General features: G+C 68.7%; 16 protein-coding genes. 3 read left to right on the top strand and 13 right to left on the bottom strand.

Annotated features, from left to right (window positions below; all coding sequences use genetic code 11):
• Positions 1 to 159: 159 nt before the first annotated feature.
• From AC4BEG_RS06535 to AC4BEG_RS06565, 7 genes are all read right to left on the bottom strand, one after another.
• Positions 160 to 630: a GNAT family N-acetyltransferase gene (locus AC4BEG_RS06535; protein WP_490704955.1), complete on the bottom strand. Its 471-nt coding sequence runs from the start codon at positions 628 to 630 to the stop codon at positions 160 to 162.
• The gene (locus tag AC4BEG_RS06540) at positions 627 to 1,160 is read right to left on the bottom strand and encodes a hypothetical protein (protein WP_490704956.1); all 534 of its coding nucleotides are present in this window, start codon (positions 1,158 to 1,160) and stop codon (positions 627 to 629) included. Before AC4BEG_RS06540 ends, AC4BEG_RS06535 begins: the two co-directional genes overlap by 4 nt.
• A 60-nt stretch (positions 1,161 to 1,220) precedes the next feature.
• Positions 1,221 to 1,607 carry a hypothetical protein gene (locus AC4BEG_RS06545; RefSeq protein WP_490704957.1) on the bottom strand — a complete coding sequence of 129 codons (387 nt, stop codon included), beginning with the start codon at positions 1,605 to 1,607 and terminating at the stop codon, positions 1,221 to 1,223.
• 61 nt (positions 1,608 to 1,668) lie between these two features.
• Positions 1,669 to 2,040, bottom strand: coding sequence for a hypothetical protein (locus tag AC4BEG_RS06550; RefSeq protein WP_490704958.1), 372 nt, complete (start codon positions 2,038 to 2,040; stop codon positions 1,669 to 1,671).
• A gap of 104 nt (positions 2,041 to 2,144) precedes the next feature.
• The gene (locus AC4BEG_RS06555; protein ID WP_490704959.1) at positions 2,145 to 3,275 is read right to left on the bottom strand and encodes a methyltransferase domain-containing protein; all 1,131 of its coding nucleotides are present in this window, start codon (positions 3,273 to 3,275) and stop codon (positions 2,145 to 2,147) included.
• 255 nt (positions 3,276 to 3,530) lie between these two features.
• Positions 3,531 to 4,094, bottom strand: coding sequence for a GNAT family N-acetyltransferase (locus tag AC4BEG_RS06560; RefSeq protein WP_490706998.1), 564 nt, complete (start codon positions 4,092 to 4,094; stop codon positions 3,531 to 3,533).
• A gap of 34 nt (positions 4,095 to 4,128) precedes the next feature.
• Positions 4,129 to 4,539, bottom strand: coding sequence for a RidA family protein (locus tag AC4BEG_RS06565; RefSeq protein WP_490704960.1), 411 nt, complete (start codon positions 4,537 to 4,539; stop codon positions 4,129 to 4,131).
• 204 nt (positions 4,540 to 4,743) lie between these two features.
• Between AC4BEG_RS06565 and AC4BEG_RS06570 the strand changes: the two genes are divergently transcribed.
• Positions 4,744 to 5,319 (top strand): hypothetical protein, encoded by a 576-nt coding sequence (locus AC4BEG_RS06570; RefSeq protein ID WP_490704961.1) that lies wholly within the window; start codon positions 4,744 to 4,746, stop codon positions 5,317 to 5,319.
• Positions 5,320 to 5,369: 50 nt separating this feature from the next.
• On the opposite strand, the gene AC4BEG_RS06575 is transcribed toward AC4BEG_RS06570, so the two are convergent.
• Together AC4BEG_RS06575 and AC4BEG_RS06580 are read right to left on the bottom strand one after the other, a co-directional pair.
• Complete coding sequence (locus tag AC4BEG_RS06575; protein ID WP_490704962.1) at positions 5,370 to 5,828, bottom strand: hypothetical protein; 459 nt, start codon at positions 5,826 to 5,828, stop codon at positions 5,370 to 5,372.
• A gap of 97 nt (positions 5,829 to 5,925) precedes the next feature.
• A complete protein-coding gene (locus AC4BEG_RS06580) occupies positions 5,926 to 6,339 on the bottom strand; it encodes an ATP-binding protein (protein ID WP_490704963.1) in 414 nt (137 codons plus the stop codon).
• A 120-nt stretch (positions 6,340 to 6,459) separates the two neighbouring features.
• Here AC4BEG_RS06580 and AC4BEG_RS06585 point away from each other — a divergent pair, with 120 nt between their 5' ends.
• A complete protein-coding gene (locus AC4BEG_RS06585; protein ID WP_490704964.1) occupies positions 6,460 to 7,281 on the top strand; it encodes a helix-turn-helix domain-containing protein in 822 nt (273 codons plus the stop codon).
• A complete protein-coding gene (locus AC4BEG_RS06590; RefSeq protein WP_490704965.1) occupies positions 7,278 to 7,574 on the top strand; it encodes a DUF397 domain-containing protein in 297 nt (98 codons plus the stop codon). The genes AC4BEG_RS06585 and AC4BEG_RS06590 overlap by 4 nt, the downstream gene beginning before the upstream one ends.
• A gap of 85 nt (positions 7,575 to 7,659) precedes the next feature.
• On the opposite strand, the gene AC4BEG_RS06595 is transcribed toward AC4BEG_RS06590, so the two are convergent.
• From AC4BEG_RS06595 to AC4BEG_RS06610, 4 genes are all read right to left on the bottom strand, one after another.
• Complete coding sequence (locus AC4BEG_RS06595) at positions 7,660 to 8,286, bottom strand: hypothetical protein (RefSeq protein ID WP_490704966.1); 627 nt, start codon at positions 8,284 to 8,286, stop codon at positions 7,660 to 7,662.
• A gap of 140 nt (positions 8,287 to 8,426) precedes the next feature.
• The gene (locus tag AC4BEG_RS06600; RefSeq protein WP_490706999.1) at positions 8,427 to 9,584 is read right to left on the bottom strand and encodes a methyltransferase domain-containing protein; all 1,158 of its coding nucleotides are present in this window, start codon (positions 9,582 to 9,584) and stop codon (positions 8,427 to 8,429) included.
• Between the two features lie 208 nt (positions 9,585 to 9,792).
• Complete coding sequence (locus tag AC4BEG_RS06605) at positions 9,793 to 11,094, bottom strand: sugar ABC transporter permease (protein WP_490704967.1); 1,302 nt, start codon at positions 11,092 to 11,094, stop codon at positions 9,793 to 9,795.
• Positions 11,091 to 11,873: an ATP-binding cassette domain-containing protein gene (locus AC4BEG_RS06610; RefSeq protein WP_490704968.1), complete on the bottom strand. Its 783-nt coding sequence runs from the start codon at positions 11,871 to 11,873 to the stop codon at positions 11,091 to 11,093. The genes AC4BEG_RS06605 and AC4BEG_RS06610 overlap by 4 nt, the downstream gene beginning before the upstream one ends.
• Positions 11,874 to 11,885 lie beyond the last annotated feature (12 nt).

The following is an 11,885-nucleotide window of genomic DNA, read 5'->3' on the forward strand; positions in this document are numbered from 1 at the left end:
CTCCCCGTTACATGCTGCACAGCACGTACCACGTATCCCATCTTCCCCAACTCTGCTTTGTCCAGGGCTTTTTGGAATCACCTGGTACGCCTGCGCGACTCCGCGAGGAGCGTCCTCCTCGCGGACCGTGGCCCGGCCGCACTCCTGGGCCACCAGAGTTCAGCCGACTGGCAGGTGATACCGCAGCTTCTCCTTCGCCTGCGCGCCCAGCCGGTCGTAGAACCTGATCGCGTCCGTGTTCCAGGGCGGGGTCTGCCACTGGACTTGCCCGAGCCCCAGCTCCTGCGCTTCGGCCACCACGGCTTCCACCAGCAGGGGACCGACTTTCAAACCCCGATGGCCATCGCGCAGGAACAGGCAGTCCATGTGGAGATACTCTGCCCCGTCCCACGTGGACACCTCCGGAGCGCACGTGGCGTACCCGATGATCTCGCCGTCGTTCAACTCCGCGACGAAGCAACGCAATCGCGGAGTCTCCGAACCGAACAACAACGCCTCCAGCCGCCGAGCCAAGCCAGTCGGCGGGGGCGCCGCCCTCTCGTACGCGGCGTGCTCGGACACGAGCTGGACAACGTGAGGAAGATCGGCAACGCGTGCGCGGCGCACCCTGGCCAAACCGGTGCCCGTCACCGGACCTCACCCTCCAGCACATCACCGCGCCAGGCCACAAGCCGCTCGTCGAGCACACCCCGGCCGTCCAGTACGTGCCGGGTGACGGCATCCCGTTCGTGAGCCAGGACCGCCGCTTCCCACACACACGGAGCAAGGCCCGACCGGCCGGGGCGAAGCTGGGCAGCATCGCCGGCCGGACCGACGAAGACGGCGAGGTCGGACATATACCCCTCGATCCATGTGTGAACGAGGACGTAGTCACCGTCACCACCGGCATGGACGAGCAGCACGGCGAGCCCAAGTGAACCCCGTAGATGCGCCGATGACAGGTGATCGGCGGCGACCCGCAGCGCGGTCTGGAGGTCCTTGTCCGTCACCCTCCGCCCCGGCGCCTCGATCGCATAGGGCTTCACCAGGTGTCCAGCAACCGCGCGGCTGCCCAGTGGCCGTACCGTGCGGGCGTGGTAGCCATCGGCCAGCGCCAGCAACATAGACGAATCGACAGCGGTCAGAGGCTGGTCGAGTTGGGACTCTCCAAGATTGGTCATACGACCATGGTGCACACGTGCGCTACACGACCGACGGGGGCGCCATTCCCCAGACCGTGCCTAGGAGTTGGCGATCTCGCGGATCCGCTGGAGTTTCTCTTCGGCCGTGAGAGCGGACGGAGCCCTCGACACCAGGCCGTCGAGAACACTCCGTACATTCGCCTGCTCCGGGCAGAGGACGGCATCGAGCACGCGGGCACGGGTGCTGTTGTCCCGGACATAGACCCACACCTTGTTCCACTGACGCGGTTCGGTGTTGCAGCGGGGGTCGAGAACCTCTCGCGGGAAGTACCCCAACTCATGCTTGCCCAAGGCCACGACGATCCCTTCCAGGACGCCCCTCCCCAGCCTGGTGTAGCCGAGCTCTTCCCGGAGTTGCCCGAGCGTGGTCTCCACGAGCCCGTCGTGGGCCACTGCTTCGTCGTACATCCGGCTCAGTCCAGACATGTGCCCCCCTTGAATGAAACGTTCCTCGCCCCGGCATCGGACGACCTGCGGACAGCCCGCGTCACCGCCCCTCCCAGCGCAACTTGCCGACGGCGACCCGCTCGCTGTCCAGCAGCGAGGTGTGCGTGGCCGCGACCGTGATGAACAGGACGAGCAGAAAGCCCGGAACCGGGCTCTTGCCATCGGCCACCCCGAGGACGACTCCGAAGACGGCGATCTCAGCACAGATGTAGACCCCTGCGATCCAGGGCTTCACCACGCCTTTGACGGCAGCGGCCACGAACGGGACGGCGGCGGCGAAGGCGACGGTCAGGATCGGCAGCAGGGTCCAGAGGACTTGCGCGGTCTTGGTGTCGAACATCCTCGGGCGAGAGGCGGGCAGCAACGTGGTGGTGACATACGGTCTGAGGCCGGGCGACTGCGAGTTACTCATGAAATTCCCCCCACACATACAGTGAGCGCATTTCAGCGCATGCGGAGCACTCTGGGTAGGGGTGTGATGACTCTGATACGTGGTGTTCGAGCAGCCCGCTGTCGCTACGAGCGACCCCGCACGGGCCACCTCGGCCCGGTGGCCGGGTCCCCGCACCAGGCGCACTGGCGCTCGGGCTCGACGGTCAGGCCGTAGTCGTAGAGCGACGGGCCGCCCAAGGCGAGCCAGGCGGCCCACACCCCCTCCAGTTCGTCGGCCAGGCGGCGTGGCCCGCCCTGGTAGGCGGTGGTTCCGCCGTCCCCGGTGGCGGCGAGGGTCGCCCAGGACGTGGCGCCGTCGTGCAGCCAGGCGTTGACGCCGTCCTCGTCGATCGCCGTCGTGATCCGCACGTCGGGGAGGGCGACCCGGAGCGCGAAGATCAGGTGCCAGTCATCGCGCAGGGGCGCGATGTCCCGGGTGACCGGACGTTCGTCGGTCGGCGGGCCGTCGCCGCGCACCTCGGCGAAGTCCCGGACGGGGCCTGTGCCACGGGCGGGCATGAAGGTGGCGAGGCCCTGGACCCAGCCGCTGGCGGAGCGGCCGTCGTCGGCGACCGTGAGGGCGACATGGCCCAAGTGACCCCAGGGGGTGACGATCCGGCCGCCGGGCCGGGTCTGCTCCACCCAGGCCCATGGCACGGCGTCCACCGCGTAGGTGGAGATGACCCGGTCGTACGGCCCGCCGGGCGGGCAGCCCGCCGCCCCGTCGCCGACGTGGACGGCGACCTCCGCGCCCACGGCCTTGAGCCGCTCGGCGGCCCGCCCCGCCAGCTCGGGGTCCACCTCGACACTCACCACCCGCCCGTCGGCGCCGACCCGTTGGACCAGCAGGGCGGCGTTCCAGCCCATGCCGGTGCCCAGCTCCAGCACACGGTGGCCGGGCTCGGCGAGCAGGGAGTCCAGCATGTCCACCACGATGCCCTGCGCCGACAGACTGGACGACGGCACACCACCGGTGACCTGGGTGACCGCCGCCGCGTCCGGCGACGCGTACACCTCGGCGGCCCACCGCTCGGGATCGACGGAGCGGTCGAGGGGCACGTACGCGTCACCGTCCCAGCACCACAGCCGGTCCGGCGCGAAGGAATCCCGTGGCACGGTGGCAACGGCCCGGCGGATCCAGGGGGACCGGGCAGGCCAGGCACCGCGCTGATCCATGGCGGCCGCCAGCGCGGCGCGATGATCGTCGAACGCCATCGGCTACTTCTTGTGCTTGCCGTTGCCCGACTCCGGAGGCGGGACCTGACCGTCGCTGTTGCCCGGCGGCGGCTTGCCCTGACCCGGGTCGGGCGGTGGCTTCTCGTGCTTGCCCATGGTTCCCCCTCACGAGACGGGCTGAGTCCATCGTGACGTGAGTGGCAGGGTGGCGGGTAGGGCGCACGGGTGTGCGTCGGGTCGCCCGCGCGGCACTGCTCCTGATCGATTCTGCGACCCCAGCAACATCGTTCCGCATCAGGCCGGAGCGTCGGCCCGTCGTATATGCAGGTGACCGTCCCTGGGGAAGGGTGGCCGGGCAGGAAGGACCTCGTGGAACCGGTATCCGGCCTTCTGCGCGACCCGGCACGACGCGAAGTTGTCCACCTGGTGAAGCAGTTCGAGACGTCGCAGACCTTCGGCCGCGAAGGCGTCGAAGGCCCAAATGGTGAGGGCGTCGAGAGCACGAGGGGCCACGCCCCGGCCACGGGCATGCGCCGCCGTCCAGTAGCCCACCTCGGCGGATTCGTGGCTCGGACCGGTGCGCTTCATGACCACCTCGCCGGCCAACCGGCCTCCACCCGTGCCGGATTGTTCCTCCTGTACGGCAAAACTCAGCAGTTCGCCCGTCTCCCAACCACGCCTCCGAAGCTCAAGCCGCTCCATCGCGTCCTCGACGCTCTGGACGTGGTGTCGCGTCCGCCGACGCAACGTGGGATCGCGATAGGCCCTGACCAGCGGTTCGACGTCGTCATCGCGCCAAGGGCGCAGAAGGAGCGCAGCGGCGGACGGCGTCGCGTCCACCCGTAACGTCAGATTCACCAAGGTCCTCGCCCCTACGCACCGGTCCTGCATGTCAGGAATCCACCACGGCCGCGACCGCCTCGATCTCCACCAGCTGGTCGTTGTAGCCGAGCACGGTGACCCCCATCAGCGTGCTGGGCACGTCGTGGTCACCGAGTGCGTCCCGGTACACCTCCCATGCCGCCACCAGGTCCTCCCGGCGGGAGGAGGCGACGAGGACACGGGTGCTGATGATGTCCTCCAGCGACGCACCGGCCTCCGCCAGCACTGTCTTCATGTTCTCCACCGCCTTGGCCGCCTGCCCCGCGACGTCCCCGATCGCCGCCGTGGAGCCGTCCTCGTTCAACGGGCAGGCTCCGGCGAGGAAGATCAGCCGCGATTCGGCCGGGGCCGTGGCCGCATAGGCGTACTCGGCGACGTCGGACAGGGACGCGGAGCGGATCAGTGTGACAGAGCGGCGCACGGGCGGTTCCTCTGGCGGCGGATACGAGTCGCGCACGACCCTCTCAAAGACCGGCCCTGTGTTCGACGTATTTTCCGGGCCGCCTCCGCCGCACGGGTGAGCCGGTCCTTCCTGCGGTCGATGTGTCAGTCCACGTGCGGCTGCGAACTTGAGAGAGCACCCGATCTCCGCACCGATCTCACCGTTGAACATGGGGAATTGACCATGACCACTCGCACCATCCTCATGAAGTTGCATGGCCGGACGGTGCCGGGCGTGCCCCGCTGGGCCGCGTGGACCGCCTACACCATCACCCTGGTCGCGTTGCCCTCCTGCGTCTGGCGCATCGCCGCCGTCAACTTCAACGCCCCGCTGCTGGAACACGACGCGAGGGCCCCGGCTGCCCCGGAGACGTTCGACGGGGAGTGGTGGTACATCATCGGACTCAGCGTCGCCAGCGAGGCGCTGGCGTTCCTCGCGGTCGGGCTGGTCGCCCAGTGGGGTGAGGTGTGGCCGCGCTGGATCCCCGGCCTGCGCGGGCGCCGGGTGCCGGTCCTGGCAGCCGTCATTCCGGCGGGCCTCGGCTCGCTGGGGCTATTGGTCTTCCCGTACGCGATGGTCATGTCCGCACTCGGCCTGAAGATCACCGGGGAACCCAATGCGATGGTCGCGCACGGCTGGCAGGTCGTCGCCTTCTGGGTCGCGTATCTGCCACTGGCCGCGTGGGGTCCGTTGCTCGGCATCCTGACGGTGCACTACTACCGCCGACGCCGCTCCGTCCGGTGCCACCTACAGCCGTAGCCGCGCCCACACCGGGTCCTCACCGACCCGAACACCCTCAACTGACCGTTCTAGCCGCCTATGACGTCCTTGAACGTCTCGATCGTCCGCCGCCGCATCGTCAGGAATGCGAGCCAGGAGCCGTCCGCGTAGTGCAGGCGGAAGCGGGCCATCAGCTGGAGACGCGGGCGGCGTTCCACGCGGGCGGCCCAGGAGCGGGGTATTTCCCAGACGGGGGTGCCGTCCAGGGGGCGTACGAGCCCAACGCGCTGGTCAGTGACGCGCAGCAGCAGCCCGCCCGACGTCCCCGGCATACCCGACGCGATGGTGCCGGCGCCGGCGGACTCGGCGCCGACGGATTGCACAAGGTGGTCACCGAGCTTTCCACCGAGCTTTCCGTGCCCGTGGTAATTCATCTTCACGCCCTTGGCACTCTTGGCCGGCACCACGAGGCCGAAAGTGAGGAGTTGCTCTTCCGGCGCCAACTGGCTGAGCGCGGATCGCTGGTGCGTGGACATCTGTTCTGGCATGAGGCGGACCCTATGGCATCAGCGATCCGCCCCGAGGAGGGCCCCGGCTCAGCCCTGGCGCATCCCCCGGCCCGCCGACGCCGCTCCGTCCGGCCACCTACAGCCGTAGCCGCGCCCACACCGTCTTGCCGACGACCCGTTCCCTGACACCCCACGCCTCGGCGAGCGCGTCCACGATCGCGAGTCCGCGCCCCGACTCGTCGTCCGGCGCGGCCTCCGCGATCACGGGGAAACCCTCGCGCGGATCGGACACCTCAAGCCCGACCAATTTTTCTGCGTCATATGCGATACGCACTTCGAAGTACCGCCCTGGTACACGGCCATGCCGTACCGCGTTGGTCGCCAGCTCGGAGAGGATGAGCTGCACGACAGCCGCCTGACCTGCGCCAACGCCCCACGCGAAGAGCGCGATTCCGGCCGCGTGCCGCGCGTGGTGGACAGATGATGGGACGGGAGTAAACCTCTGGTTCCAGCCATGGAGTGGGTTTACGTTGTGACTTTCCGCGTTCATGGACCCACTGTCGGTGCAGGAGGCTAGCTTCACTAGTGACAGAGCGTCGACGGCGGCGACCGGCAACTGCGGTCGAACGCCCGTTGATTGATGTTGAGCCGCGTTGAGGGGTGGGCCGAGATGTCACAGTCGAAGAAGAAGGACTCCGCACCGCCGACCGTGCAGTATTTCGCCGCTGTGCTGCGGCTTCTGCGCGAACGGGCGGGCCTGACGCAGGACGAGCTGGGTGCGCTGATGAGCTATACGGGGTCGGCGGTGAGTGCGGTGGAGACGTGCGCGAAGCCGCCGACGGACGAGTTCATCGATGCGGCCGAGAAGGCACTGGACGCGGGCGGGTTACTGAGGTCGGCCATCAAGTACCTGAGGCTTGAGCGCTACCCGGTGTACTTCCAGGGTTTCGTTCAGCTGGAACAGGAAGCGGTGAGCGTCTCGTCGTACTGCACGCAGGTCATCGATGGACTTCTACAGACCGAGCAGTACGCCCGCGCGCTGCTCAAGAGCAACTACCCGCCGTTCGAGGCGGAGGAAGTGGAGCAGCTCGTCGAAGCTCGATTGGACCGCAGGGCACTATTCGATCGGAAGCCGATGGCGCTGGTTCACACCGTGCTGGAGGAGGCCGCATTGCGTCGGAAGATCGGCGGTTCGGAAGTGATGCGCGCACAGCTCAAGCACCTGATCGAGCGCGGCGAGCTCCCCCACGTGACCATCCAGATCATGCCGATGAGTCGTGCGGAGCATGCCGGGCTGCGAGGGCCATTTACAGTGCTCGAAACCCAGGACCAGACTGCCATGGTCTACATGGAGAGCCACGGCAAGAGCGTCCTCACCACCAAGCCCGACGAAGTAGGTGAACTGTCCCGCCGCTATGCCATGATCAGGACGCAGGCTCTCGGGCCAGAGGAAACCGTAAGCTTCATCGAGCAGTTGATGGGTGAGCTATGAGCGACTTGATGTGGTTCAAGAGCAGCTACAGCGACTCCGGCGGCGGCCAGTGCCTTGAGGTCGCCTACGACTGGCGCAAGTCCAGCTACAGCGACTCCAGCGGCGGCGAGTGCATCGAGGTCGCTGGCAACTGGCACAAGTCCAGCCACAGCGACTCCGGCGGCGGCGAATGCGTCGAGGTCGCCACGGCCCCCGCCGCCGTCCACATCCGGGACTCCAAGGACCCGAATGGCCCCAACCTCTGCATACCCGCCACGGCCTGGTCGGCCTTCCTCGACTACGCCACCCGCTGACGCCGGGCGCGGGCGGCGCCCCCGCAACGGGACGTGGGCTCCCATCCCGCACGCCCCGCTGGTGCGGCATGGGAGTGGGGTGTCTCTACGCGCCTCCGGCGGCGAACGGATTGCCGTGGCCGGGAAGCTGCCCGCCCGGCGGCACATACCGTGGCCGCCCGCCCTGGTCGGTCACCCGTGTGAACCCGGCGGCCTCGAGACGGGCGGCGTACTTGGCCCGGTAGCGTCGGTTGGCGATGAACGCGACCGGCATGAGGGCCATCAGCACGGCCCAGACGATGCCGATGACGAGGAGGGCGGTGGGGTGTGCGGCGGCCTTGAAGCCGATCACCACGGCCATCACGGTCAGGCCGATAATCCCGATCGTCACGCGCTGCTTCTCGGTGTACGTGGTGGAGAGATCGAACGCGATGCGGGTCTTGAGGAGTGCGACCGCGTCGGGATCGAGGGGGATCGGCGCGACCCCGTCGCTCGCGTCGGGATACCGGGCCCGGTTCCGTGCCGCGCGCTCCCTGGCCTGCGGGCTGAGGTCGGGCACGATCAGCATCACGAGCCCGTTGCCCTGTACCCCACCGCCCTGCCGGATGTCCGCGTACTCGTAGCCGAACTGCTGGGCGATTGCGGCGAGTCGGGCGAGCTTCTTTGCCGACGCATTGGCGCTGGTGACCTGTACTGGCTCACCACTCGCCATATCCCGCAGCATCGTGCGCACCGGCCGTTTGCTCACCGCCACCCCCGTCACTCGTCTTCGAGGGAGTCTTCCACAACGGCATATGTCCTGGACACGTCCCCATAGCCCTGGACGAACTCCGGCCGGGTCGGCCGACCCGGCCGCCGGGAGAAGGCAACACCTCAGACGGCCCAGGAATCGGCTGGGTCGTCCAGCCAGGCACGCTGTCCCCCGGCGGTGACTGTCAGGCCGAAGCGGGTGTGATCCGGCTTGTCACGACCGACCCACCACCGATGGCCCGCCTCCACCTCGTCCCACAAGCGGCGGGGTCCTGACTGCCAGACGCGGGCCTCTTCCTCCCCGTCACGGAACATCACGCACGCCCATGAGCGGTCACTCAGCCCGTAGAACCACACCGGGCGGGCTCCGTCGCGCTTGTCGGCCACGGCTTGGACGCAGTCCCGTACGCGGAGGCCCAGAGCGAAGGGAAGGGCGGTGTACCTCCCGGTGACGAACTCCGCTTCGGTGATCTCCGTGGCGGATATGTGGGCCCCCGCCACACCCTCCGCCGGGACGTACTCGCCATGTCTTGGCAGCGCCAGCCGCTGAGCACGCAGCTTCATGAACTCCACGGGGCGGGTGAAGTGCCCGGACGCCTCCCCGGAGCCGACGACGAGCCGGGCGACCGCGTCCGCGTTGCTGTAGTGCGTGCCCCACGGGGCGACGATCAGGCCGCCCCGCCGGGTCTGCTCGAGCCATGCCCCGGGAATCTCCCGGACTCCGACGGTGGCCAGGATGCGGTCGTACGGCGCCCTCACCGGGTGCCCCCAGCCCCCGTCGCCCACGACCACTGTGGGGTACAGCCCGGCCGCGCGGAGCCGTTCGCGGGCCCGAAGCGACACGGCGGGGTCCACCTCGATCGTGGTGACGTTCCTGCGGCCGAGCCGGTGTGTCAGGGCTCCGGCCGTCTCGCCGGTGCCGGTGCCGATGTCGAGCACGTTCATGCCCTCGTCCACCGCTGTCGTCTGGAGCAGCGCGTAGACGACGGAGGGCATGGATGAGGAACTGGTGGATACCCTTCCCGGCTCGCTGCCGGCGTGCTCGCCGTCATCCCACTGCGTCACGATGGGGGCGTTGCTGTCCGCCGCGGCGTACCAGGCGTCCGGGTCGTCCGCCCGGTCCACGGCGACGCTCTTGCCCGCGTCCATGTCGAACGGCCACATCAGGTCCGGCAGGAAAGCAGCCCGGTCCACAGCCGCGAAGGCCGGGGCCCAGTCCGGCGTCATCGCACGCGTCTCGAGGAGGACGCGCCCCAGTTCCTTGCGGCTGGGGCGGTCCATCCGGCGTGCGTCCAGCGTCACTTGCGATGGCCTCCGCCGTGTCCTTTGTCGACCGCGGTGATGATCTGGGCATCGCGCATGTCGTGCCCCCTCCTGCGGCAACGAGCCCCGCAAACGGGCCCGGGAGTCGGCCAAGCTAGCAGCGGACTCTCAACTCTCGGTCAAGGCACGTGATTGCGGAGAAATCAACCGCACGCCCCCTTCGGCGTTACACCCGCCCGTGTGCCTTCTGCGCCCTCCGCGACAGCGAGTCGATGACCACGGCGATCAGCAGCACACCGCCGGTGATCATGAACTGCACGGCGGCCTGGATGCCCATGAGGGCGACGCCCGAGGCGATGGACTGGATGACCAGCACACCGAGCAGGGCGGACCAGGTGCTGCCACGGCCGCCGAAGAGGCTGGTGCCGCCGATGACGGCGGCGGCGATGGCGTTCATCAGGAGGTAGTTGGAGACGGAGGTCTGGCTGACGGAGCTGATGCGGGAGGCCAGGAAGAGACCGCCGATGGCGGCCATGGTCCCCGACATCATGAAGACGGAGATCCGCACCAGGGCCACATTGAGTCCGGCGCGGCGGGCCGCTTCGACACCGCCGCCGAGGGCGAAGATCATGCGTCCGTAGGCGGTGCGGCGCAGTACGTAGTCGAGGCCGACCAGGACGACAAGGAAGATCAGCAGGGCCAGCGGCAGGCCCTGGAACTGGTTGAGCAGGGCGGCGGCGACGAAGCCGACGACGGCCAGGACGCCCGTGCGCAGTGCGATCTCTGCCGGGGGGCGGTACGGCACCCCGGCCCGGTGACGGCGTCGGGCGCCCAGCCAGGAGGCGAGGAAGTATCCGGCCGCGCCGAGCGCGGCGAGGCCGTACGCGGCGGCGATGTCGTTGAAGTAGAAGTTGGTCAGCTTGGCGACCAGGCCCCGGTCGTCGATGTTGATCGTGCCGTAGGTGCCCATGATGTAGAGCATCAGGCCGTACCAGCCCAGCAGTCCGGCGAGGGTGACCACGAACGCGTGCACGCCGACCTTGGCGAAGAAGAAACCGTGCACCGCTCCGACCGCGGTTCCACAGAGTACGGCCAGGATGAGGGCGGGCAGTTCGGGCATGCCCTGGTTGACGCTGAGCACGGCGAAGGTGGCGGCGGCCAGTCCGCTGACCGAGGCCACCGACAGATCGATCTCACCGACCAGCAGCACGAAGATGACCCCGACGGCGATCATGCCGGTGCCGACGATGTCCACGCTGAGGTTGGAGAGGTTGCGCGGGGAGAGGAAGTGCGGGTTCACCGTCTGGAAGACGGCCCAGATGAGGAAGAGGCCGAGGACGACGGGGACGGAGCCCAGTTCACCGCTGTGGTAGCGGCGTTTGAGCAGTTCGACACCGCGCTTGACGGCATGGGCGGGGGCGCCCGCGCGGCGGGCGGCGGCGGTGCGGGCGCCGCGCTGGTCCGCCTCCGCGGCCTCCGCCTTGCGCGGAGCCCCGGACTCCCCTGAGGTGATCCGTGTTCTGTTCACAACTCCCCTTCCCGCACCGTGCGGCGTGTCACGGCGTTGTCGGAGGCACCCGTGATGGAGGAGACGATCTGCTCCTGGGATGTGGTGGTCACATCGAAGAACCCGTTGTTGCGGCCGAGGCGCAGCACCGCCACCCAGTCCGCGACGGCCTTGACGTCGCCCAGGTTGTGGCTGATGAGCAGGATGCCGAGGCCGCGGTCGCGCAGCCGATCGACGAGGTCGAGGACCTGGGCGGTCTGCTCGATGCCGAGGGCCGCGGTGGGCTCGTCCAGCAGCACCAGCCGGGGTTCGCCGAGCATCGAGCGGGAGATGGCGACGGTCTGGCGCTGGCCGCCGGAGAGCGAGGCGACCGGGCGCCGTACCGCGGGAATGCTGATGGAGAGGGTGTTCAGCAGTTCCAGGGTGCGGCGTTCCATCTCCACCTCGTTGAGCACGCCGAAGCGGCGGACCTCGCGGCCGAGGAAGAGATTGCCGACGACGTCGAGGTTGTCGCAGAGCGCGAGGTCCTGGTAGACGGTGGCGATCCCCAGGTGCTGGGCGTCATGGGGGCGGTTGATCTGGACGGAGTGGCCCTTCCATTCGATGACGCCCTGGTCGGCCGGGTCCACCCCGGCGATCACCTTGATCAGGGTGGACTTCCCGGCACCGTTGTCGCCCACGAGGGCGATGACCTGCCCCGCGCGGATCTCCAGGTCGACGTCGGCGAGCGCCTGGACCGCGCCGAACCGCTTGAAGACACCGCGCAGCGCCAGCAGAGGCGGGGCTGATGTGTCGGTCATCTGCTCCTCCCT

It is taken from the genome of Streptomyces sp. JLBJ103, assembly GCF_058215575.1.